The organism is Desulfosarcina ovata subsp. ovata (genome assembly GCF_009689005.1).
In the GTDB taxonomy this organism is placed as follows: Bacteria; Desulfobacterota; Desulfobacteria; order Desulfobacterales; family Desulfosarcinaceae; genus Desulfosarcina; species Desulfosarcina ovata.
In genome coordinates this window covers 6989217-7013748 of the sequence record NZ_AP021879.1, presented here as the reverse complement: position 1 = coordinate 7013748, position 24532 = coordinate 6989217, and the positions used below count along the sequence as shown (strand labels likewise).

22 protein-coding genes and 1 pseudogene are annotated in these 24532 nt (G+C 49.4%); 8 read left to right on the top strand and 15 right to left on the bottom strand.

Going from position 1 to position 24532, the window contains the following annotated elements:
- Positions 1–213: 213 nt before the first annotated feature.
- From GN112_RS30735 to GN112_RS30720, 4 genes are all read right to left on the bottom strand, one after another.
- The gene (locus GN112_RS30735; RefSeq protein ID WP_155313634.1) at positions 214–1218 is read right to left on the bottom strand and encodes a hypothetical protein; all 1005 of its coding nucleotides are present in this window, start codon (positions 1216–1218) and stop codon (positions 214–216) included.
- Positions 1219–1474: 256 nt separating this feature from the next.
- Entirely contained in the window at positions 1475–2191 is a 717-nt protein-coding gene (locus GN112_RS30730; protein WP_155313633.1) for a hypothetical protein, read from the bottom strand.
- 17 nt (positions 2192–2208) lie between these two features.
- Positions 2209–3138 (bottom strand): hypothetical protein, encoded by a 930-nt coding sequence (locus GN112_RS30725; protein ID WP_155313632.1) that lies wholly within the window; start codon positions 3136–3138, stop codon positions 2209–2211.
- 205 nt (positions 3139–3343) lie between these two features.
- The gene (locus GN112_RS30720) at positions 3344–3865 is read right to left on the bottom strand and encodes a hypothetical protein (protein WP_155313631.1); all 522 of its coding nucleotides are present in this window, start codon (positions 3863–3865) and stop codon (positions 3344–3346) included.
- 398 nt (positions 3866–4263) lie between these two features.
- Here GN112_RS30720 and GN112_RS30715 point away from each other — a divergent pair, with 398 nt between their 5' ends.
- From GN112_RS30715 to GN112_RS30685, 7 genes are all read left to right on the top strand, one after another.
- Positions 4264–5739, top strand: coding sequence for a DUF4384 domain-containing protein (locus GN112_RS30715; protein ID WP_155313630.1), 1476 nt, complete (start codon positions 4264–4266; stop codon positions 5737–5739).
- Positions 5740–5894: 155 nt separating this feature from the next.
- Entirely contained in the window at positions 5895–6647 is a 753-nt protein-coding gene (locus GN112_RS30710) for a sigma-70 family RNA polymerase sigma factor (RefSeq protein ID WP_155313629.1), read from the top strand.
- Positions 6648–6656: 9 nt separating this feature from the next.
- Positions 6657–7238, top strand: a complete 582-nt coding sequence (locus tag GN112_RS30705) for a hypothetical protein (protein WP_155313628.1) — start codon at positions 6657–6659, stop codon at positions 7236–7238.
- A 103-nt stretch (positions 7239–7341) separates the two neighbouring features.
- Positions 7342–8562 (top strand): hypothetical protein, encoded by a 1221-nt coding sequence (locus tag GN112_RS30700; protein ID WP_155313627.1) that lies wholly within the window; start codon positions 7342–7344, stop codon positions 8560–8562.
- 642 nt (positions 8563–9204) lie between these two features.
- Positions 9205–9579 (top strand): hypothetical protein, encoded by a 375-nt coding sequence (locus GN112_RS30695; RefSeq protein WP_155313626.1) that lies wholly within the window; start codon positions 9205–9207, stop codon positions 9577–9579.
- 14 nt (positions 9580–9593) lie between these two features.
- Positions 9594–10979: a methyl-accepting chemotaxis protein gene (locus tag GN112_RS30690; RefSeq protein WP_155313625.1), complete on the top strand. Its 1386-nt coding sequence runs from the start codon at positions 9594–9596 to the stop codon at positions 10977–10979.
- A gap of 225 nt (positions 10980–11204) precedes the next feature.
- Entirely contained in the window at positions 11205–12182 is a 978-nt protein-coding gene (locus GN112_RS30685; RefSeq protein WP_155313624.1) for a GntR family transcriptional regulator, read from the top strand.
- A 99-nt stretch (positions 12183–12281) separates the two neighbouring features.
- Here the strand turns inward: GN112_RS30685 and GN112_RS30680 are convergent, their stop codons facing one another.
- From GN112_RS30680 to GN112_RS30655, 6 genes are all read right to left on the bottom strand, one after another.
- Positions 12282–13205 carry a SphA family protein gene (locus GN112_RS30680; RefSeq protein ID WP_197743441.1) on the bottom strand — a complete coding sequence of 308 codons (924 nt, stop codon included), beginning with the start codon at positions 13203–13205 and terminating at the stop codon, positions 12282–12284.
- 506 nt (positions 13206–13711) lie between these two features.
- The gene (locus GN112_RS30675) at positions 13712–15766 is read right to left on the bottom strand and encodes a molybdopterin-containing oxidoreductase family protein (protein WP_155313623.1); all 2055 of its coding nucleotides are present in this window, start codon (positions 15764–15766) and stop codon (positions 13712–13714) included.
- A gap of 214 nt (positions 15767–15980) precedes the next feature.
- The gene (locus GN112_RS30670) at positions 15981–16838 is read right to left on the bottom strand and encodes a 3-hydroxyacyl-CoA dehydrogenase family protein (RefSeq protein ID WP_155313622.1); all 858 of its coding nucleotides are present in this window, start codon (positions 16836–16838) and stop codon (positions 15981–15983) included.
- A gap of 17 nt (positions 16839–16855) precedes the next feature.
- Positions 16856–18040, bottom strand: a complete 1185-nt coding sequence (locus tag GN112_RS30665; RefSeq protein ID WP_155313621.1) for an oxidoreductase — start codon at positions 18038–18040, stop codon at positions 16856–16858.
- 48 nt (positions 18041–18088) lie between these two features.
- Complete coding sequence (locus GN112_RS30660) at positions 18089–18859, bottom strand: enoyl-CoA hydratase/isomerase family protein (RefSeq protein ID WP_155313620.1); 771 nt, start codon at positions 18857–18859, stop codon at positions 18089–18091.
- Between the two features lie 90 nt (positions 18860–18949).
- Entirely contained in the window at positions 18950–20599 is a 1650-nt protein-coding gene (locus tag GN112_RS30655; protein ID WP_155313619.1) for an AMP-binding protein, read from the bottom strand.
- 404 nt (positions 20600–21003) lie between these two features.
- Between GN112_RS30655 and GN112_RS34970 the strand changes: the two genes are divergently transcribed.
- Positions 21004–21225: a transposase gene (locus GN112_RS34970; protein WP_155313618.1), complete on the top strand. Its 222-nt coding sequence runs from the start codon at positions 21004–21006 to the stop codon at positions 21223–21225.
- A gap of 139 nt (positions 21226–21364) precedes the next feature.
- On the opposite strand, the gene GN112_RS30645 is transcribed toward GN112_RS34970, so the two are convergent.
- The 5 genes and pseudogenes from GN112_RS30645 to GN112_RS30630 all read right to left on the bottom strand — a co-directional run bounded on the left by GN112_RS30645 (position 21365) and on the right by GN112_RS30630 (position 24369).
- Positions 21365–21730 (bottom strand): flavodoxin domain-containing protein, encoded by a 366-nt coding sequence (locus GN112_RS30645; RefSeq protein ID WP_155313617.1) that lies wholly within the window; start codon positions 21728–21730, stop codon positions 21365–21367.
- A 29-nt stretch (positions 21731–21759) separates the two neighbouring features.
- Positions 21760–22533: an HAD-IIA family hydrolase gene (locus GN112_RS30640; RefSeq protein ID WP_155313616.1), complete on the bottom strand. Its 774-nt coding sequence runs from the start codon at positions 22531–22533 to the stop codon at positions 21760–21762.
- Between the two features lie 10 nt (positions 22534–22543).
- Positions 22544–22612: pseudogene (locus GN112_RS34700) on the bottom strand (hypothetical protein); the annotation flags it as partial.
- Positions 22613–22624: 12 nt separating this feature from the next.
- The gene (locus GN112_RS30635; RefSeq protein ID WP_162459191.1) at positions 22625–24022 is read right to left on the bottom strand and encodes a sigma-54-dependent transcriptional regulator; all 1398 of its coding nucleotides are present in this window, start codon (positions 24020–24022) and stop codon (positions 22625–22627) included.
- A gap of 8 nt (positions 24023–24030) precedes the next feature.
- The gene (locus tag GN112_RS30630) at positions 24031–24369 is read right to left on the bottom strand and encodes an ATP-binding protein (protein WP_269434993.1); all 339 of its coding nucleotides are present in this window, start codon (positions 24367–24369) and stop codon (positions 24031–24033) included.
- Positions 24370–24532 lie beyond the last annotated feature (163 nt).

The window sequence follows — 24532 nt, the reverse complement described above, 5'->3', positions numbered from 1 at the left end:
CTGATCCTTGCTGCTTTTTAGAGCCTGTTTGAGAAGTCTGGATCAGGCCCGATAACAAGGCGAAAAGTGGCTCGAAAGCGGAGCATATAGGTAATATGTAAGCATTTTGAGACACTTTCCAACGCCGTTAGCGGGCCTTAGACGGATTTATCAAACAGGCTCTTAGATGTTGGAATCTTGGTTCTGGATTTGGTTCTTCAGGGGAACAGCCGGTTACAATACGCCCGCTTCACCTAAGGCCTGAACGTCAGCTTGATCGTTAAAGCATTCCGGGTCGATGGTGACGGTTTTGCTACCGACCGTATCAATCAAAACCGGAACAAACACTCCGAATTGCCCTTTGCCAGGACGTTTGATAACATAAACTCGGCCCAGGACATCAACCTCCTCCTGCGGCGTTTCTGAAGCGATAAGCCCCTTTGTCTTGCACCATTCGAAGGCCTGGTTTGCACGGGTGTATATCGCCCTTTTGATAAACCCATGCATGTAATAGCGGACTTCAACTGCTTCACTCTGCCGGATTCCTGATTCTTTCAAGATTTCGCCCCATTTGGACCAGGGGCGGTCTACCAGAAAAACGGTCCCGGAATAGGCTGCCAGTGCCCCTTCAGGAATTCTGGAACCATCTGAAAGATCGACAAACGTCTGATTGCCCACAACGGCGACCGGTTTCATCTGAAACAGGTGATACGTATTGCGAAGGTTCTCCACGCGTAAGGGAATTTTTTGTTCACCCTTCTCATCGATGCCCCCCGCCTTCCGCCATGACCGAAACAGGTTTACATATCGATCGGAATCTACGACGAGGGCACTTCTTTCGGAATCTGGCGTCGATTTTCTGTTTTTAAGAAACCGATCTTTCAATCCGGCGGAGATATCCCCATTTCCGTTATCGCTGGCCGCCGGCGGTTGGGCAAAGCGCCCATCCGACGGTTCTGAGCGGACGGATGGAAATCCGGAGTCTTTGACTTGCGCGCCCTGCACCGAATGGGTTTCGGCCACCTCCGGAACAGCATCCGGTGGGCCTGCAGCCAATGCGGAGGATGTCTTTGTCGAACCGTTCAAATCGGTTTCTTTTTGCAAAACGGATGGCGGCACCGGTTGATCCGATCCGGTTTCATGTGATTTTTCCGGCAAAGCTTCATTTATGATTGCGGCGCTGGTCTTCGACTCTGGATTGTCATGTTGCGGCATCCCGCTTTCTTCGGCCTCCACCATGGGCGAGGGCCCGGAAACCGCCTCCGGCAACGGGGAGACCCGTTGATCCGTTTGACGCGTTTCCGCCGGCGGCGGCACCCTCTCCTGCGGTGCTTCTTCAGGCTCAAAGACGTGAGTTACGACCACCGCGGCCTGTTTAAGCGGCTTGCCCAGTTGAAATAACATCCCTGCCAGGATGATAACGGCAGCGAAGACCAATATGGCGACCCGTCCTGTTTTAAGACCTCCATTGTTATTTATGAGCAATCCGTTCATCTTAAAGGGCTCCCACAATTTCAGGGTCAAGAATAGGATCATTCGGGGACGATGGAGCGGATTGCCATAGCGCCAATTGGACGGCAAGGCGTTCGGCCAGATCCGGCCAACCTTGGGTGAAACGGGCCTTTTTGGCCTCATATGCCTGATAGTTTTTCCCGGTCATCAGCCCGTTTATCCGGTTTCGTGTGCTTTCCCTTTCCAGAAAACCGCTAAAATCATTTTGCGACAGGATTTCGCAGGTATCGAGGGAAAGCACCATAAGGTCGACGTAGGTTGCGATTTCGTCCTCCGCATTTTGCTTCATGCGTTTATATTTTTTTCCTATAAAGACTTTGCGTTCCTTTTGGCCTTCCCCTGCGGAAGTTTCCTCTCTCGTTTCGGGCAACCCCTTGAACACCTCTTTGTCCCTTGCGAAACTCAGATCCTGATCATATTCGCTGTACGTGGAAAGCTTGGACGCATAGATGATCATTTTTTTTAAATTGGAAACATACTCGGAAGCATCGATATCCTGCTGCCGGACATTGATATCTTTATGATTGAAGAGACGAGTCAGTTCCCGTCCCATCTCCCGCGATTCTTTTTCAAGATTCTCTTTTGTTGCTATGGTATACTCTTCGTACAGGGACTGGGCCTGTACCGCAGTTCCCGCCGAAAGAATTGAAAAGGTGATCAAAACAATCGCGAGCAACATTTCTTCAATTTTTCTTTTCATCGCTTTACCGCTCCTTTTTAGCCTTCCCAAGTTTCCCGCTGTTGCCGCAGAAACTCCATTTCCTCCTCCACGCTGATCGCTTCGGTGGAAATACCGTTGCCCGAGACGACAGTGATTTCGTCGAGGCCCGAAATGACATCGTTGACCATGTCGTCCAAAACTCCGCCAAGTTTCCCGATGGCACCGTCAACCAAAACCAGGGTGCTCCGGATTTCAGTCATGTTGGAAAACCCGAGATTGGCCAATATCTCAGGGGAATCCGTTCCGCCCACCTCTGCAATGGGCGTAATTTTAGAAAAGGTGTTGTAAAGATCCGCCATCACCTGCCTGAATCGAGTGGGAATATCGTGCCCCTCCTCCCTGATCTTTTCCCGAATCAAGGCAGTAATTTTCTGGTTCATATCAGCACCCTGAAGACGGGCCTGGTACAATCTTCTGCGCTGTTCGATTTGAATCAGGCGTTTTTTGGCTCGATTATACCGTTCACGATAGCGTTTTTTTTGCCGGTCGTTCGTCGCCTCTTCATATTCCCTCAAAGAGGCCTCCGCATCCCGGGATGCTTGCTCGAAGCGCGTCTTCTCATGCTTCAAATATTGATCAAGGTTCAATTCATAATTGCTGTTAATGGAGCGGGTTGCCTGTGCATCGATAATAGAGGATGCAACGGTTTCGTCGAAACGCTCCAGGGAGGCCAGGAGCTTATCGAGGTGTTGGTCGCAAATTGTTTTGAGTGCGCCGACTTCGACGAGAATTTTGCCGTTGATGTGCGCCCTGCGTGCCTGGCCATCGGGATCATCTCTATTCAGAAAACCGGCCCGTTCCAGATCTTGCCGAGTATCGATCAGATTCTGTAGGGCAACGGTCCGCTCCGCAAAGTCCTTGAACAGATCGTGAGAACTTTCCTTGAGAAGCTTTCCGTTGCGCTCTACCCGGTCTTTTGCTTGCATGGCAATCTCGACAGCCCTATCAGAACCGGCGCCTGTCCTTGTATAAGCGGCGTATGTCGACATTGGTGCCACCGGGATCAGACTCAATAGACACAAAATCACATTCAATCGACGACGTCCATGGACCATTCCCATCATATTCTCCCCCTTGTGGGTTCCCTTATTATAAGGATGTCTTGTTATATTTTTTTTCACATGAAAACACTCATTCAAAAAAACGGCTGTAGAGATCACGGTCCAGGTTCCTGCAAATAAGCTTTATGTCTCTTAGTTTGATGTCCTGGCTGTTTTCGGCCGATTGGATCAAATAGCTGCAATAGGCTTTTAGAAGCTGCCGATCCTCAGATCGGTAAACCGCAGCGTCATCGCTAATACCGATAAAATAGCGACAAATAGCCCTGTGAAACCGCTCCCTTTCGATCTTTTTGTTAAATGTTTTTACCGCGAAGATCAGATGATCCCGCGAGATTGGCCTATCCTGCTCAAGGCACGCCGTGAACAACGGCACCCAGCAAGCGCTTATGTTTCCGTCAGACCGGGCATGGTCCAACAGATCGTTTACTTCCTCATCGGTCAATCCTATCAAACCAGAGGATACGGCCTCATGGCAGGTTGGCGTTTGCCTAACAATCTTTGTGGGTTGTGATACCGCGCAGCCGTTCATGAACCCTATCCAAGCCATGAAAGCAATTAGTATCGGATATTTTTGTCTTCCAATCGAAGCCATCGGATTCCTCTCTATTGTTTCAATTCGGTTAACAGATCGCTTTTTTCAGAACGTCATGAATCCTTGCAAGGATGCTCTCATTTACGGTAATCGAAGCGAGACTATCATTTTCAACTTTTTTTTATATTTTCCACTCACGGACTGATTGGGTGCGTGTTTCAATTGACTGCCAAACGATAAAAAAAATTCATAACACATCGATAATATATCTTATATTTACACACCCCTGATACCGCTCGTATCCCGTCATCCTGTTTGACTTTTCATTGTGGATCTTGTAATTTTCAGTTTCCATTCGAGTTCCAAAGTATGCCACTATCAAAAATAGAAGTACGCTTGAAACGCATACATCGTCAGAGAGTGATTGCGTGTGAGACAACTCAAAAGGAGTAACAGGGATGAATTTCTATCGGTTCTTTTTGCGCAGGTCAGACCTTCCAAACTATCCCTTGGACGCCATCGTTTTTCCCATCCTCGTGTGCCTATTTATTTTTCATGGATGCTCAACACCTTATACGCCACCACGGTCCGATTCACAGGAAACCGCATGGACCGGAGAAAGCAAGCATCTGGAACGGGTAATCGCCAAACTGACCAAAGAGTTGGTCCGCCAAGGAGATCTCGCCGGAAAGGCGATCCTGATTGACCCGCACTACTTGTATGACGCCCAGAATGGCCCCACCCTAAGGTTTTCCGTTCAACTGCGGGAACGATTGGTGACCTATATGAGCGATCAAGGGGTTCGGGTACTTCTCCCCGGCGCTGACGAAGACGATGCTCTGATTCTTCAGGGCACCTGGCAGAAATTTGGCAGGGACCTGAACTTGAACCTCAGGGTGATGAATCTGACCGATCATGGTCCTGAAACCGTGGCGTCAACCTCGGGGAAAGTGCTCCTGTCGGATATCGATCCTGCGGCATTAACGCCGGACCTGGAAGACTGGTCCCGTTATTTGGTGCGTGAACTGGAAAAAGGGATAACGTCTCGAAGGACCCTGCACATACGTGATTTCACGGTAGGGGGCGACAAGAGAGATTACAGAGATCTTGGCGTTTATTGTGCCGAGTGGCTGAGGCCCGAACTCTCCAAAAGCGATATGTTCGAACCTTTGGATCAACAAACCGCTTTGCGCGGCGTACCGGATATGGAATTGCGGTCGCGGGGTTTTCAAGAAGATCGATCTGACAAGAAGAATGGCGACGAAAAGACAAGCTTGACCGCCGACCTATTAAATGCCGATGCAGAGCTCAAGGGAAAGCTCTATTTCAATCCCAGATCATTAGAGTTTCATATTCGCGTTACCGACCGGCAGGGCCGGCAGATAACCGCAGCCAATGCCGAAATTCCCAAGACCATTTTCCCCGGCAATGTGCTCAGCCCCGCCCGAGAATCCGCGCCCGTTATTCCAAGCGACACGGTAACGTCCGGGTTACAAGTGGAATTGACGACCACAAAAGGAGAAAGCCGCCCCTATTACCGCAAAGGCGAAAAGGTCCGCTTTATCCTTCGGTTGAATCGAGCGGGCTATGTCTACCTTTTCGATCTCGATCCGGATGGAAATGCGGTCCTGCTCTACCCTGTGGATCGGCAGGGCCGGCTGAAACGGGACCGCGAATGTGGCTCCGCCCTCATGCCCAACCGGCCCATCCTGATTCCGGAGGACGGCTGTTCCAATCCCATCGTTGTGAAGAAACCGCCCTACGGGAAAGAGACGATCTGGGCGGTTGCCAGCGAGCACCCCTTGAACATTCCAGATTACCTCTCCGGAGCGTGGTCAACGGCGGAAGGGCTCATGAAAAACATACGTTCCCAGGGGAATGCCGGCGGCGGGGGCTACGGTGAAGCGCAAGTCGAGGTAATGACCGGACCCTAGTCGATTTGTTGGGTTTCGTACCTCAACCCAACCTACGATTATGCCATCTGATATCAGCACCCAATTTGAAAAAGGGTAAACTGGCAAATAAAGAATGCCCGTGACGTTGAAAACAAAAAAAGAGCTTCGATATAGGATTAAAAAGGAAAGGCTCGATGGGTACAGTTGAAACAATAATCTCGGACAGGGAAAGCAGGCTTGTGCGGAAAATCGCCAAGGAGGTTTACATGACCTTCTGCCCGGCAGGAAAAAGCGGATCCCTTTCCCGGGACGATCTCTATCATTACGGAATCATCGGCCTATTGGAGGCGAAGCGTTCTTTCAATCCTGATCGAAAAGTACCTTGGCTCGTTTTCGCCGCCTATCGGGTCAAGGGCGCGATGATCGATCAAATTCGACGTGAACCAATGGTTAAATTACCGCAGCTGGTACAAAAAAAAGTGAAAATCCTCCAAGACACACGTGACGCGATGTTGAAAGAGGGCCAACCGGTGGACGTCAAAACACTGGCGGAAAGGTTAACCTGGCCAGTTGAAGAAGTTCTTAAAGTCGAGAACCTTTCTATCCAAATTGTTCCCACAAACCCCAACAATCAGAACGATGAGAACGATGGTATTCATCCCGGCAAGGAACTGGTTGACCCGCATCCAAATCCTGAAATCGCCGTGATCAAAAAAGCTATCGCTGTTTCTGTCCGGTATTGTCTGGACAAGTTATCCTCCCCCGAGGATCGGTTGATCATCTTGGGAAGAATCCTTGAGGGATTGAAATTGCGTGAAATTGGCGAAAGCCTCGGTGTTTCAGCTGAACGGGTAAGACAACGCCAGGTAAAAATACAAAATGAAATGAAACAATGTATGCAACGTCAAGGCTGGTCTCATGAGGAAACAGCAGGCGTTGCTGACTGAGGTGCACATATGGAAGAATCGATTAAAAATTTGGAAGCCTATCTTCAAGTATGGAGTGATGTCTATTCAATTCCGATGACCACGCAGGAGGAAGGCAGTCATCCGGATTTTGATGAAATCTACAAAATGGCGCAGCCCGATGGGATTAAAAATGCGACCAATGCATCCATCGAACACATTTCGCATTGTCCGATCTGCATGAAGGAGTGGGCAAAATGGCGCCGGGCCATCAGCGCAGTGGCAATAGAGGAGGACGAAGAAGACCGGTATATGAGTTACGGCATGCTGGAAGCCGCTGCAACCGAGGATACGAGTGAATCGGTCAGTTTGCAGAGTACCTGCGGCAAATTCACCCTGAGTCTGCTTCCCCGTCTGGATGATCCGGAAAAGGGGATGATAACCCTGGAAGCCGTCGGTTCCAGCGAATTTGATTTGGAAGGTCAACGGGTCGTCCTTCGGGACCGGAAAGGCCGCACACTCCTGGAAGGGAAACTCAGGCATGGCCGAATCGCCCGAAATTGTGAAAACCTTACCGATATAGACCTATCAACGTGGACAATTGTCGTCGGAGAAGATCTTCCCGATACCTGAACGTGTTTAACATTCAGGTGAATGCGGCGATTCACGTTCAATGTTGGGACTGCGCTTGGCGGCAGTGGATCATTGAAATGAACCTTTGCTAAAACGAAAAGCCATGAATTCCTATTCTACACAAAAGACCTGTTCGCCAACTTGGATCCTTTTCGAAAGCGGTTATGCCGTAAAGGTTGGCCTTTCCCTCTACTCCCCTCCGCGCGAGACAAGCCGTCCCATTGACGCCTATGTGGTCACGGAATGTGAAAATAGCTTTACCAAATCTGCTCGTCGAGCGGTAGAGGCCGTCCATGGGGTGGCCAATAGGTTTCTTCCCGGTTTGAAACCCGTTGTGGTCGGTTACGACCTTATGGGACTTTCCGCGACAAGACAGGTAACCGGTGAAAGCGGTGGACTGGCCTTTGCCGTGGCCCTTGCCAAACGCCTTTTTGAGGAAGATCCCGGTCCTGTCGCCGCGACGGGGGTGCTGAGAAGCGGGCACAACGGTGGAGAAATCGGCGCTGTCAAAGGAATTCAAGCAAAACTGGAGGGGGCGTCGATTTTGATGCCATCAGGCGGTGTGATACTCTATCCCATAGAAAACGAAAAGGATCTCCCTGATTCGTTTTCTATGGCGCTTTCCGAAAAAGGCCTGGTTTTAAAACCGGTTGCCAACGTGGACGAGGCCATAAAATGGCTTTTCAAAATCAAAGGCCCCGAGCAGCCTGCAAAACCGCGATGGCGTTTCCTGATGATCGTACTGCTAATACTCATGGCTGGATCGTTGGGCGGGTATTGGCTGCATAAACAGGATGTTGATTCCGACAAAGTTTCAAAAAGTGAAAAAGCCACAGCTTCTGAAGCACCAAAAACAGGCAGTCGGTCAACAGAATCGGCGAGAGAGAACACCAATGCTTCCATTGGGACACCAGCGCTTTCCCCAGCAAGCCCTGAACTCTGGCCCAAGATGGAAATAAGTACGAAGACATCTCTGTCCAAAACAATTGCCGGTCTTTTTACTCAACAGTTCAGGCGGCGTGTCGAGGCGTGGTCAATGAAGGGTGACCCAGATTTACGTTTTACCGGCAACATTCAAGTTGTTCAGATGACGGAGAAGGAAGCTTCAGAGGGCAAGCTGCGTTCCGAAATCATCGTTTCCCTGCGTACACCTGTTGTCTACAGTGAGAAGGGCCGGCAATCCATAGCCCCCATACACGTTACGGTAAATGGGGAAGGACCAGCAAAATCATTGATGTTGGCTGCGGCTGATGAGCTGGCGCTAAAACTAATCGATTCGCTGAAGAACAGTGTGGCAGACCACGGTTTTAGGGGGTTTAAATAGCTTTTCACGACGGCATCAGCCATTTTCTAACCGAACGATTGTGAAACAAACCGCAAAAAAAACAGACGGGTCGTTATTCAGCGACTGGAATAAGGATCGGGGATGAAATTAATTGACCGTAATTGCGCCGGGCTTGTGTTCGTCTTCAAGGCGCATCAACGGTTGCATACCGGGAGTATGTGGCCGTTGATGCAACGCGGAAGACGGGCGCAAGAACAAGCAATTTCGTTTAATTAATAAAATTTCCGATCCTAAGTCATTGCACATGAATCAAGTCAACCGATTGTTCAATATGCAAATTAGCCAGACACAAGAAGCAGTGTTGAATGAGATATCACGGTGTTCATTATCATTGGTTAATACACTACCGAACAAATTATTATTTTTATTGAAAAATAAAAAAGATATTCGATACTCAGCATCATACAGGATGAACGACTTCGATTTTTTTAATACTTAAAAAGGGGAGCAAAAAAATGAGTAAATCAGTGTCAACATTTTGTAACGCCATTTTTTTCTTGTATCAGCAGATCTACGCCAAAGCGGAATAGCCTCAGTCCTACTGGTTCAGCCGCGTATTGTTATCCTGCCCAATCATGTTAATCCAGTAGAAAAGCTACAGCGAAGTGGGAGGTTAATACCATGAACAAATTGCTAAATGCCGGCCTTGCCGCAATAATGATTATAACTTTGGCCTCGTGTGTAAACAACTCAGTTTTGAAAGATTCTATTGTAAAATTACCGAAATTTCCGGGACTACCAGGAAAGTCAATGGTTGATGAAACCGATGTCTCACAGAGTTCAATAGCTCAAACGGATATTTTTCAAAGCGATCCCCAAAGGATCCGATCAACAAGCGAATTGAGCCGACTTTTTAGTAAGGGTACCGTAAACGGTGAAGAACTGATTAATGAATTGCTGGCAATCCAGGCCGCATCACGGGCCGCAGATACCCAAAAAGCGTTCAACAACCTGATGGGTGCGGTGGACAAGACCAAAATCAATTTGGCAAGTTGAAGACGGACATTGGTTTGCAGAGCGAACTTCTCGGTTTCCTAGACACCTTGGTGGAAAATGTCACCAAGGATATCGAACGCCTCAAAGGGACACCAAACGAATCGATCGCCCGACAGGCCAGGGAGACAAACCTGACCGTTAAAAATCTGGTGCTGGAATTCATCGAAAACGTCAATCAACGGAATGCGCTCAACCAGCGCATCATGGCGGATATCGAAAAGATCGATCACGGTATCGAAGCGCTGGTGCTGAAAAGCAGCAATGATGTCTTCAACAAAATAAAATTTTATTTTTCCATGATGATCGGTGTGATTTTGATTGTTTCGGGGATTGGCATTCTGGTTAATTTTATTCTAGCCAAAACCATCTCCGGATCGTTGAACCGACTCAATTTCCTGGTTAAGGATCTGGCCGAAGGGGAAGGCGATCTGACAAAACGGATCCATATCAACAGCCAGGACGAGACGGGCGAGTTGGGAAAATGGGTCGATCTTTTTATCGAAAAACTTCAAAATATTCTCAAAGAGATAAAATCAAATGCCGACTCGCTCAATCATTCTTCTTCTGAATTGACAACCATCTCCCAACAAATGAATCAAGGCGCCCAATCCGTTTCTGACAGGGCCGATAGTGTTGCCTCGGCGGCCGAGGAGATGAGCGCCAATATGAATTCCGTCGCGGCCGCCAGCGAACAGGCCTCCACCAATGTTTCCATGGTTGCCGCTGCTTCTGAAGAGATGGCCAGCACGGTCAAGGAAATCGCCAGAAACGCGGAAAAAGCACGTACCGTTACCAACGATGCGGTCAATAAGGCCAACGGCGCCACGGCAAATATCAACACACTGGGCCAGTCCGCCGACCAGATCAGTAAGGTTACCGAAGTCATCACCGAGATATCCGAGCAGACCAATCTGCTGGCCTTAAACGCCACCATTGAAGCGGCCCGTGCCGGTGAAGCTGGCAAGGGATTTGCCGTGGTGGCCAATGAAATCAAGGAACTGGCCAAGCAGACCGCCCTGGCGACCCAGGAAATCAAATCCAAGATCGATGGCATTCAGCAATCGTCATCAAATACTGTAAAAGAGATTAAAACCATTTCAGAAGTGATCAACGAAGTCGATCTGATTGTCTCAACCATTGCCACCGCAGTGGAGGAGCAATCATCATCGACGGAGGAAATCGCCGGCAATGTGGCCCAGGCATCTGAGGGAATCACCGAGGTCAATGAGAATGTAGCCCAGAGTTCTACGGTATCCGTACAGATCGCAGAGGAGATCGCCAGCGTTAATCAATCCTCCGGCATGCTCGCCAACAGCAGCTCCCAGGTCACCATGAGTGCCGAGACGCTCGCCGATCTGTCGAAAAAGCTCCATCAGACCGTTGGCCGATTTAAATTGTAATCTGAAGCCATCTTACCCGACAGGGCCTTGGAAGCTCATCCAAACCGTCAAAAAGGGCGGTCCACTGCAACAACAAGTGGATCGCCCTTTTTTTTACGCGCCATGCCGATTCTCTGAAACGGACATCCTCCGCTTGACGTGATCCCAAGAACAACATATTAACTGTCGCGACATGCTGAGATTAACGCCAATATTCTTGTCACGTCTTTTCAGAGGACGGCAATAATGACAATAAAAACGTCTGAAGCACAACATCTTTCATCAACCGATTTCGCCTATCAAAGCATCCAGGGCTTAATTCTTTCCGGTAAATTCATAGCGGGTCAACGGCTGATATACGCCAATCTTGAAAAAATGCTCGGTGTCAGCAAAACACCCATCATCAGTGCCCTTTCCCGGCTTGAGCGCAAGGGACTGGTAAGCTATATCAAAAACCGCGGCTACTATGTCTCGGATACCCACATTAAAAATCCTGAACAGGTGGCACACTCAGAAAACCAGCCCACGCAAGGGGCCCCTAACGGGGGAGCGATCTCACTGCCCCTATCAAATGATCCGTTTGCACCGACGTCGTTGAATTCCGTGGTTTATCGAAAAATCAAGAAGTTGATTCGAACCCTGAAGGTCGCACCGGGCCAGAAACTGGTTTACAGCGATCTTGAAAAAAAATTCGGTGTCAGCAAAACACCCATTATCAACGCCCTTTCCAAGCTGGAAAGCGAAGGATATGTTTATATCAAAAAAAACGTGGGGTGTTATGTAAAGGAGAGCCAACCGGATGAAATCAATGAGGTGATGGAGGCACGCACCTGCCTTGAGGTATCAAATGTCGATTTTGTGATGCAGCATCTGACCCAGGCCGATCTGATCCATCTGGAGACCCTTCAGAAACGCTATCGCGCCCATCAAACGGCCATATTCGATCGTACCAAACTAATTGCCAACGCCAGCTTTCATTTGCACCTGGCCCAAATGGGACGGAACCGGTTCATGGTCCGGTACATTCGGAACCTTTATGAATGGCTCGAATTCAGGGTGCGCCTGGATGTGCTTCCCAAAGAAAGGATCATCAAATCCGAAGATGAGCACGACCAAATGATCGAAGCGCTGCACCGGCGAGATGCCGACCTTTTGAAATCGTTACTTAAGAAACACCTGACGGCGACGACCCAATATCATGTGGTGGGCCGCTCCGCCGGTTGAGCTGGGTGTGACATCACCGGGGAAGAGAGTGTCAGGACACCATTTCCGGTGATGTCGCAGCCCGTCTTTTCCGCCAATCGCCTTATCTCATTGGTTCCATTACCACGACTTGGTCAGGGTCAGGACAAACTGAGACCCCTGAACGGTATTTTTGGCTCCGAATTCCCGCAGCGCCCTGAGATTGACCTGAAACAGGGTCGGAGGCAGCCAGAAGAAGTTGATCTCCGCCCCCAGGGCATAGGCCCGTTTGCGCTCATCGTCCACCGTACCGGGGCCGTCGTCGCTGTCATCCTCGATCTGCCAGTAGGCGCAGCCGGCGATCCCCGGACGGACGAGCAATTTATCTGTGACGGGGATCTCCTTGCCCAGGCCGTATTCAACGACAAATTCGGAGCCCGGAGTGACATCGCTTTCATCCTGCTCGGTATGCACCAGGGTACGCGTCAGGGCGCTCAATGACCAGGATCGCTGGGCGTCGAGATAGACCGTGCCTCCCAGGGTCAGCATTCCCGACCAGTAACCCAGCCCAGGTGATGCTTTTTTATCGAGGGCGTATTCTCCCGTCGGTGCAATAACGGCCAATGCGAACGCCGCATCCCAGCGCGGCTTGTGCCAGGCCAGGCCGAAAAACTCGAAACATGTGTCGCCCAGGGCCAAACTCTGGCTATCCGTGTAAGTCCCCAAGGTAAGATCCTTGTCCACCAGTGGAACAATAATGTTATAAAAATAATCGGCACCGAGGATCTTCTTCTGGGTGACATGGATAAAGCGATGCACGGTGGAGAAGACATCCAGGTCGATGTCATCTTTGTCCCCACTGTCATCCTTCACGGTGGTGGGGTTATACCAGGTGTTGTAGATCCGGTAATGAAATCCCGGCGGGGGCACCGATGCGGCAAGCACCCCCTCTCCGCCGAACGGGTAGTGCGACCCCAGGGTGGCTGCCTCGGCGGAATATACGGATAAAAAGAATAACAGTGCCGCTCCACCAGCCAAAACCATCCGTTTGATTTGCTTGCTCATCTCCACCATCATCTTCTCCTCTCGTTGTTGTTATCTCCAGCCATTGTCATCGCCGATGATCCATTGCATTGCCGCATGGTACGGTCATAGGGATTTAGAAACCAAGATTTTCATGCTCGATAATGCAAGCATTCCTAACTCGGGAAAGGTTAAAAACTGATATATTGTCGATAGCTTGTTTTCAGGGCCAACCTTCTCTAAGAGCCTGTTTGATAAATCCGTCTAAGGCCCGCTAACGGCGTTGGAAAGTGTCTCAAAATGCTCACATATTACCTATATGCTCCGCTTTCGAGCCAATTTCCGCCTTGTTATCGAGCCTGATCCAGACTTCTCAAACAGGCTCTAAGGCGCATAGCTTTTCGATAAGTTTTCGAATGGACTGTGAAGTTGGCATTTATTACAAAATAGTAGGCCAGGTAGTTGGCGATTATATATCCGAAATCATGATCAATATCTTTTCTAAAGAAACCTTTATCTATACTATCAAAACAAAGATTGTCTGTTGGTTAGGACAGTTTAACTAACCGGCAAGCCACACCGCGCATGGTGATGTAACCGGAGACCGGGTCGAGCAGTTCGGCATCCAAAAGGACGTTGCAGTTGGCATCGGCCCAGCCATGGGGGACGTTAACGACGCCGGGCAGAATGTCCGGGGTAACCAAAGCGCGCATCTTGATGCTGCCGCGCGGGGTTTCGATACCGATCAATTCACCATCGAAGATATTGTACTTGTCGGCGGTAGCCGTGTTGATTTCCGCCTCGGGTTCAGGGCGGACCACGCGCAAGGTGGTATCGCGCATCTGGGCATCGATGTATTCGACGGTTCGGGCGCCGGTGTTAAGGACTTCCGGGTATTCCTTGGCCAGTTCCGGATTGCTGACCTTGCTCTGTTCGGGCTCGACATGCACGGGAATGGGATCGGCACCCAACTCGGCCATACGATCCGAGTAAAGCTCGACCTTCTTGCTGGCAGTGAAAAATCCTTTTTTCTCGTGGTACCCGTACTCTTTTTTACCGAAGTAGAGGCCTTCCGGGTTATCCTTCAACTGCTGCATGGTGATGCCGGAGGTGGAGAAAAAGTGTTCGGCCACTTCCTCGTCCGAGTTCCACGGGAAGTATTCCTCGTATCCCATCTTGCGGCCCAGTTCGCTCCAGATCCACCAGATCGATTTGCTTTCATACAGCGGTTCGATCACGGCTTTGCGCAGCATAATCCAAGGCTCGCAATAGGAGATACCGTAAGGGAATCCGCCTATGCCGGTCTCTTCAAAGCAGGTGCAGGCGGGCAGGACATAGTCGGCCAGGTTGGCGGTTTCGGTCATCATGGGATCCATGACCACGATCAGGTCCTGGTTTTTCATGGCGGCGTTGAAGCGCTTGGTATCGGCAAAGGTCACGGCCGGGTTGCCGCCCGAGCAGATGAAGGCCTTGATCGGGTAAGGGTTGCCCGTGATCATGGTATCGCACATCAGGGATGAGGACCCATAAGGGGGCGGATTTTTACCGAACTGATGAAATACGGGAAATTCATCATATCCCAAGGCATTGCCTTCGATTTTATCGGTCAGGCGCATGTCGGCCAGGCGAATCATCGGACAGGTGACCCATCCGCCAGGACGTTCGACATTGCCGGTGATAGCTTGCAGGATGGAGTAAAGCCGATGGTTCTGCAGACCATTGGTCCCCTGGTTCATGCCCCCCACGCCTTCAACGATGCAGCCGGCATTGGCATTGGCGAACATGCGGGAAATCATACGGATTTCCGCGGCGCCCACACCGGTGACCTTGGCGGCCCATTCGGGCGTGCAGTCGGCGACGGATTCGGCCAGTTTGTCAAAACCATGGCAGTATTTTTCGACAAACTCCTTGTCATACAGCCCTTCTTTGATGATCACATGGATCATGGCCTGGCCGATGGCCGCGTCCGTGCCCGGACGCGGCTGCATGAAAATGCCATGTTTGGAGATGGGAATGCGACGCACATCGATGGTGATCAGGGATGCGCCGGCTTTGACGGCATCACGGATGATGCGACCCATGGGAAAGTAGCTTTCATCCGGGTTGCGGCCCCAGAGAATGATACAGTCGGCGTTGGCCGGTTCTTCCACCGGATAGCGGCCAAAGGTGATCTGGCGGGCGAGGATACGGGAGCGGAAGCAGTTTCCTTCTGCGTTGAAGAAGTTGGGGCTGCCGTAAGCACCGCGGAAGCGCTGGTTGAAGGCGGCCATTTCAAAGTGTTCCACACCGACGGAGCCGGTATAGGTGGCCAGGGTTTTGGCGCCGTATTTGTCTTTGAGCTCCAGTAGCTTGTCGCCGATTTCCTGCAATGCCTGGTCCCAGGAGACCGACTGGAATTTGCCGTCGACCTTCTTCAACGGGGTCTTGACGCGGTTGGCGGAATAGACATATTCGGGAACGCGTTCGCCCTTGGGACAAATGGCGCCTTTGTTGAGCCAATGATCCTCAATTCCCTCCACTTTGATCAGCTTGCCGTCTTCAACATATGCATTGATGCCGCAACAGTTGATACATAGGCCACAATCGGTTTTAATGACTTCCATCGTTTGTCCTCCAGGAATACGGAATCGTTCGAGCAAGCTGCCATCCGGTCGACAATTGAGGTTTAGAAGAAATCAAACCACTTGTACCGGCAATAAACAAACCAAAACGATATTTCACAAGGTTAGGATATGGGGCCGTCTCCCGGCATCATCGTTAACCGGGAGGCACCAGTGACTTGTTAACACGGATAGGGGAATTAGACACTACATGTGCCTATGCTTCGTTGTATTCGTAAAACCCTTTGCCTGTTTTAATCCCCAGCCAGCCGGCGGAAACCATCTTTTTAAGCAGCACCGGCGGGGCGTATTTTGGGTCCTTTGTTTCTTCGTAAAGACTTTCGGCAATGGAAAGTTCCGTGTCCAGACCAATGAAGTCCACCACCTGAAGCGGGCCCATGGGATGATTGACGGCCAATTTCATGGAGACATCGATTTCGTCACGCGTGGCAATATCCTCTTCCAACATCCTTACAGCACCCAGCAGAAATGGAGTAAACAGTCGTGTGACGATAAACCCGCCGACGTCCGGGGCCACCACCACGGTTTTGCTGAGGGTCTCCCCAAAAGCTTTTACTGTTTCAATCGTTTCGGTGCTGGTCATGATGGTTCTAACCAACTCGAGCAATCTCATTACCGGTGCGGGTTTATGAAAATGCACACCCAACAGTTTGTCCCCTCGTTTGACGGCAGCCGCCATATCGGTCACCGATAGACCGGAGGTGTTGGTGCCGAATATTGTTTCCGGCTTGCATAGGTTATCCAGCTTCGAGAAAGCCTCTTTCTTTAATTCCAAAATTTCGGGGATGGCCTCCTCGATTAAATCACAATCACTTAAATCTTCCATCTTTTGAGATGTGCTGATCCGCGCCATTACAGCATCTTTTTCTTCCTGGCGCATCTTGCCTTTTTGGACGCGGCCGGCCAATCGTTTGTCAATGGATTGGACACATTTGTCGACCATCTGTTCGGAAGCATCCACACCAATAACATCATACCCCGACTGGGCGAGAACCTGAATGATGCCGCTGCCCATCTGACCCGTACCCAGAACACCAATTTTTTTAATTTCCATCACAACGCTCCTTATTATTATTCAGCTGCTTTCGACAACTTGCTGGCCCGCGCATCTTTTTTATTCCAAGGAAGCGGTGCATTCAGATTGCCTTCCGGCCATCTAGAGCAGTTCACCTTTTCCATTCGGGAATCGGATTCCAGACACCAGTTGCATGCGGTACACCGTACAATATCCTTGGCTTTGTCCGCTTTCGCCTTCACGGGCCAATCTGGATCGCACAGCAATGCCCTGCACAGGCCTATTATATCTGCGCTCTGCGCTTCGATAATCTTCTCCGCATGTCCGGGAGTCCGAATTTTCCCTGCAATGATGATCGGGGTTTCGTATCCTGCTTCTCGGACAGCTTTTCGGATGTCAGTCGCCAGATAAACGTGTGTACCATCGGGGAACCACCACCAGGGGCTCATTCTATGTCCGGCATATCCAGCCATGGGATCCGGGGGTGAATTCGGTTCCGGCGTGGGAGCATCTTCGAACCTGCTGCCTCCCGAAACGCTGATGTAGTCAACTCCCAACGCAGCGAATTTTTTTGCAATCTGTGTACTTTGCAGCAACGTGGTCCCCATGATATGGAAATCTTCCCCATTGATCCGGATCCCCAGCGGAAAATCGTTGCCCATCTCCTTCCGGCAGGCTTCATAGACCGCAATGGGAAGCTTCATGCGGTTTTTCAAGGCTCCGCCGTATTCATCGGTTCGATCGTTTGCCAGGGACAAAAACGAGGACAGGGTATAGGCATGAGCCATGTGAAGTTCGACAAACTCGAATCCTGCCGCTTTTGCACGTTTGCAAGCGTTTACATGCTGCTCAACGATAACGGGGATATCCTCCAGTTTAAAATCAGACACTTTCTGCCGCCATCCACTCTTGGCGATTTTCAAAAAATGAACGACCTGCAGCCCGATTTTCACCTCCGGGTTCACTTCCCGTATGCCATCCACCAGTCCCTTCAGGTCATCCACAAAACTGTCGTCACTGATCCGAAGATTGTATGAACTTCTCGAAGGCAGTACCACTGCCGCCTCCACAACAATGCAGCCGACTCCGCCTTTTGCCTCCCGTTTGTATCTTGCAATGATCTCCGGGGTGACATGCCCGTCTTCCGTTGCCAATCCCGATACCATGGAAGTTCGTTGAATTCTGTTGGGAAGGGTTAGCTTTCCGATGCTAATCGGCGAAAAAAGTTGTGTGAATGCCATAATCGTTCTCTCCTTATAGGGTAAAGTTATCGGGGAAAAAATCTTACATCATGCTCCTTTGAAAACAGGTTCTCTTTTTTCAATAAAAGCGTTCATTCCTTCCTCGGCATCTTGGGAAACAGCGATTTTTCCGTATTGTTCAAACTCATATTCAATGGCGGCCGCAAGCGGCATGTCCATTCCACTGTTAATGGCCTGTTTGATGGCTTTAAGAGCCAGTGGTCCTTTTTTCGAAAGGCTCCGGGCCAGCGCCTCAGCCTCTTGCATCAACGTTTCTGCCTTACACACCTTTTCAACGAGTCCAAAGGCAAGGGCTTGGGCGGCATCAATCATTTGGCCGGAAAACATCATGTACTTGGCTTTTCCAACACCGACGAGCCGAGGCAGGCGTTGGGTACCGCCATATCCTGGCATGAGGCCGAGCGAGGCTTCAGGAAGGGCGAATTTGGCTTTCTCCGATGCCAAGCGGATATCGCAGGCCATCGCCAATTCGCATCCGCCGCCCAGGGCATACCCATTCACTGCTGCAATAATCACTTTGCTGGAATGGCTGATCTTGGAAAACACGTTCAACCCTTCGCGAATCACAGCCACCCTTCCCGGTCCCGCGTTTTTGATCTCGTGAATATCCGCACCGGCTACAAAAGCCTTTTGACCGGCTCCGGTGATGATGGCGCACATAACGTCCGAATCGCTTTCAAGTTCTTTAAACACGGCCTTTAGCTGTCCTAAAACATGTTGATTAAGCGCATTGTAGGACGCCTCTCGGTTTATGGTAATAGTGGCGATGGGGCCTTTTTTATTTAGAACAGCATCCATGGTTCATAAGGTCCATTTATTAAAGTAGAATCAGACTGAAAAAAGCAAAGGTGTAGAAGTTGAAGTCGCGGATACAGCACTTAACTGTTTTTAAGCCTCATTACGTAACTTATCTTCTATATCTTTTCTCAGAATCTTTTTGTCCGCTTTACCGGCGGCGGTCAAAGGTATTTTGTCCAAAAATTCGAATCGCGCGGGAATAAGGTGTTTGGCCGCTTCGAGCTTTATCAGATACTCGATCAATTCCTGATCATCGACCCTTTCCCCTGATACGAGTTTGACATATGCACAGACCTGTTCTCCCAGATCCTTGTCCGGCATTCCGACCGCCGCGATATACTCCACTTTGGGATGCGAAGAAATCAGATCTTCAACATCCCGCGCCGCGATGTTTTCTCCGCCTCTGATGATAATGTCCTTGATTCTTCCGGTGATGCGAATGTAACCCTGCTCGTCGATGACAGCCAGATCACCGGTACGAAAATACCCATCCGAAGTAAAGGATTCCTGGTTGGCCTGAGGATGCTTCAAATACCCGGTAAAAATCCCAGGCCCCCTGCCTGCTAATTCACCTTCCACCCCCCTGGGATTGATTTCGGCGAATGCGTTAAGCGTGACAAAATCTTCATAGGGGCAACAAGGCCTTCCAATGGTCTGCTGTCGCACTTCGGGGGAATCATAGGGACGCGACTGGGCCAAAGGGCCTTCCACCATACCGAATGCATTGATGTAACGGGCACCGATGTTCTGCTCCACTTTTCGGACCAGTTCCGGCGGACTGTTGGATGCGCCCACATAGATCCGCTGCATGGAAGACAGGTCGTATTGATCCAGGTCGCCATGGTTGACGATGCGGCTGATCAGCGTGGGAACCAATCCGGTACAGGTTATTTTCTCTTTTTGAACGACTTTGCAAAAATCCTCGGGGTATGTGGAATCGAGCAACACCAGCGTAGCGCCATGAAATACGGACGGCGTCACACAAGCCACAAGGGCGAGATTGTGCCCTACCGTGGAGGCCACTAAAATCTTATCCGTTGAATTGACATCCCATGCTTTGGCCAAGTACTCCAAGTTACAAATATAGTCGTTATGGGTTCTAGGCGCGCCTTTGGGCAGACCGGTCGTGCCCCCGGAGGGTAGAATCTGACAAACATCTCTTGGATCGGGTCGAGCCTTGGCCAATACAGACTGGATGTTTTCCCGATCCGCATCTGTTTCCACAAGATTATCAAAATTCAGAAAGCCTTGACGCTTCTTTTCTCTGAGCAAAATGATTTTTTCAAGATCGACATTTTGATCACGCACCTTTTCAATAATCGGCATAAAATCGGTCTTTCGATACCGTCCGGGTAGGATCCAGCCTTTAGGTTGTGTTAAATCCGCCAAATGAGCAATTTCACGGGCCGTGTGATTGATGGTGAGTAAAACCAAGACCAATCCGGCCTTTTGCAGTGCAAAGTAGGAAATGACAAATTCGGGCCAGTTGGGCGCCTGAAGCAATACCGTATCCCCCTTTTTAAATCCTTCCTGCAAAAGGTTATAGGCCATATTTTCAACAAGCCGCCTTAACTGTTGATACGTATACCGTTTGTCTTCTCCCACCAAGGCTTCTTTGTCAGGATATATATCACAGGCCTTATCGAACATGTCTCCCAACGTCATGCCGAACCACCACCTGCGTCTTTCGTAAAGATCCGCTCTTTCTATCTCATAAGGTTTTACGTCCGCTAACGACATTTTATACTCCTGTCTTATTCATTTCGAATAGAGTAATCGATAAAGTAAAGAAATCTTTTTTAAGACCTGAATTTTGATACCTTGGATAATCAACCACAATGATAGTAAAATTTAGAGAGGGTTGCTCATCCGATTGATTTGTTTAAGTCACGCGTGAGGTTTCGAATAGATATGGAAAGTATAAGCAATCAAGGTGCCAAACAAAATGATATTCATTTATATTTGTATGTCACTGAAAATGAATATAATTCCATATAATTGCCCCTGCATCATACATGCTGCATGCAGCATTGCATCTGCATCATATATGATACATGCAGCATCCGGAATGCACTGCCACCAATGATAACAATTTTCTGCTTTGTTTGTACTTGGAAGGTAATGTTGGAAGGTATCAATAAAACATTAGTGCCGAAGTCGCCCGCCGTCTTGGCGTCAGCGAAAACAACGTCAACCGGTGGGTCCGACAATACCGGGATAATAGCGAAAAAACATCCACAGACGGTCTGACCCGCGAACAAATGGAAGAAGAACTCGAGCGTTTGCGAAAGGAGAACAAACGGCTTGAGATGGAGCGCGAAATCTTAAAAAAGGCGGCGGCCTTCTTTGCCAACGAGTCGAAGTGAGGTTCGACTTCATCCGGCGGCAAATGAAGGCCTACCCGGTCACCGTGCTGTGTAAGGTAATGCGGGTCAGCCGGAACGGCTTTTATCAATATTTCAGCCGTATCAATCAGAGGCCGGGGAAAACCCGGCAGAATACATTTTAAGAAGCCGGATAAAGGCCATTATTAAGGTCCATCCCCAGGATGTGGTACATGGTATTAAAAATCCGATCCGGTGCTTCACCACTCCAGCCGAAGGCACCGAAGGCACCTCCGACCTTGCCCCTTAAATTCACCTTCTCGGCAAGGAACAGGAGGCGCTTCATTTGTGGCAGCATCTCGCCGTGATAGGTTGCGGAGCCAAAGACGTATGCGTCGTAACCGGCCAGATCCGACTCTTTCTCTATCGTTGGGACATCTTTTACATGCACCTCAATTTTGGATTCGGTCAGGCCCTCTCCAACAAACTCACCGATGGTCGTTGTCGCGCCTTTTAAGCTGTTGTTAACCACGAGTACGCGAAGCATAACGATCTTCTTTTTGTGAAAAGAATTTTTTAATCGAGTATGTCACCCACGCTATTCAATACATAGCGGGGGCGATAAGAATATAGGTCTAAATCTTCTTTTGCTGTGGTACCGCTAAGGACCAGTGCCGTATCTACCTCGGAATTAATGCCAGCAATGATGTCCGTTTCCATCGAATCGCCGATGAATACCGTCTCTTCCCGGGTACACGCCAAGCATCTCAATGCATGACGTATCATGAGCGGGTTGGGTTTGCCCATAAAATAAGCTTGACGTCCGGTGGCCAACTCAATGGGCGCAATAAGCGAGCCACAACCCGGATACCGCTTGTGGCCCATTGGTAAAACCAAGTCAGGGTTGGTGCCAACCAACCTCGCCCCGGCAAGAACCAGGTTTATGGCGTGAGAGACTTTCTCAAAGGAGTACGAACTGGTTTCCCCCACAACGACGTAATCAGGATCGACGTCGTTCATTGAAAAGCCTGCTTGGTACAGTGCATTTGTGAGGCCGGCATCACCGATGACATAGGCGCTTCCATTGGGGCACTGGTTCGCCAGAAAGCTCGCGGTGGCCAGTGCAGCAGTATAAAAACGCATCGCATCGACTTCAATCCCCAGGCGGCGAAGTTTCTGATGCAATTCTTCACGGGAGCGCTGGCTGTTGTTGGTGAGAAACAGGTAGTCTTTTTTTTCGGCTTCGAGCCAGTTTACAAATTCGAGGGCCTTAGGCAAAAGGGCGTCTCCGTGGTAAATCACACCATCCATGTCGCAAATGAAGCCCGATTTTTCGCGCACCGCTTTCATCTCTTAAATCCTAAACCAAGGTAAACTTCCACGCACAGCCCCATTCAACCGGGTGTTCGTCTGGTGGACAACCGATACACTCGGTAACGTATCAAAGATCATACTTGCGCATCAATCTCTGAAAGCTACTGCGGTGCATTTGAGCATCCCGGGCACATTGGGAGATGTTATATGCATTCTTCTTGAGCAGTCCAAGCGCATAGCTCTTCTCAAAATTTTGAATGATCTCTTTTTTCTTGGTTTGAAAGTCAGGCCAAATTTCACATTTTTCATCACATGAAAAGTCGAAATTATTGAAACACTCAACCGTGGCGGAGGCCTTAATTTCCGATGAGATTTCATTCAGGCCGATATGATCTCCATTGCACGTGATGACCATGTGCTCGACTACATTTTTTAATTCACGAATATTTCCCGGCCACTGGTATTGTAGCAACAAATCAGCCGCCCCGTTGGAAACCGAAGATATGCTTTTGCCGACACGCTTATTGAGCTTTGCCACAAAACTTTCAACCAGGGGCATGATGTCTTCTTTACGTTCGCGTAAAGGTGGTATTTCTATTGGGACGACATTCAGCCGATAGTACAGATCACTTCGGAAAGTCCCTTGCTCTACCATTTTTCCCAAGTTGCGGTTCGTCGCGGCAACGACGCGCACATCCGTCATCAGATATTTTTCGGATCCGATTCGTCGGAACGTCCGGGATTCCAGGACTCTTAGGATTTTTGATTGCAGGACCGAAGGTAACTCGCCAATTTCATTAAGAAAAACAGTGCCTTCATTGGCGACTTCAAACAGTCCCCGTTTCAAATTGATGGCACCCGTAAAGGCACCTTTTTCATGGCCGAACAACTCGCTTTCCATTAAATTCTCAGGTAGCGATGTGCAATCGATGGTTACAAACGGTTTATCATTTCGCGCGCTTTTACGATGAATAAAACTTGACACCAGTTCCTTACCGGTGCCGGTTTCACCATGGATCAAGATCGTGGAGTCCGTAGCAGACACTTTTTCGGCGAGTTGCAGCATGTCCTTCATTTTTGAACTACAGGTAATCAATTCACCGTATTGAAACTGATCCACCTGCCGTTCCAGCAAATTGATATGGTTTTCCAGGCCGATGAACTTAAACGCTTTTTCGATGACGATTTTAATATCATCGGCATCGAACGGTTTGGTAATATAGTCGAAAGCACTCAGCTTCATGGCCTCTACCGCACTACGGATATCACCGTAGGCGGTGATGACAATAGGCACGACCTGAATATCCAACCGCTGTATTTCGCGCAGGATCTCTATACCGTTGATATCTCCAAGGTTCAAATCTAGCAAAACGACATCGACATGAATTTTGGTCAGCAACCCCATCCCTTTGCGGCCATTCTCAGCCTTATGGACTTCGTAGCCGTCCTGCTCCAGATCCATGGCCAGATAGGTGCGAATACTCTCTTCGTCGTCAACGATTAATATACTTCGATTTAAGTCCAATTTGACCATTACTCGAAAGTGATAGGAAAGTAATAATTTACCGTCGTTCCTTTACCGACTTCGCTTTTTAAATCCATCGTTCCGTTATGGATGGTAATAATATCCTTGCATATGGACAACCCCAGACCGGATCCTCCCGGCCGGGAGCTTTCAAATCGCTCGAATATCTTCTTTTCCTGGAATGGATCCAGACCGCCACCGTTATCCCCAATAGAAACGCACATCATCGGGTTTAAATTGCCCCCGGTCTTCCAATAGGTGGTAACGCGTTTTTGCACCGTAATCGTGCCCACAGACGTGATGGCATGTATGGCGTTTAAAAAAGTGTTCAAAAACAATTGATAAATACGGTCCCGATCGATGAATACATAAAGGTCGTCGTCCCAGGTACATTGCTTAACCCATCTTTGTCACTTTTTTCCGGAAAATTGCTGAAAAACCGCGTTTTTTACTACATATGAAATTATTTTATTTATAATTACAATATGTTGAAATTTTACCGGCCAAAGT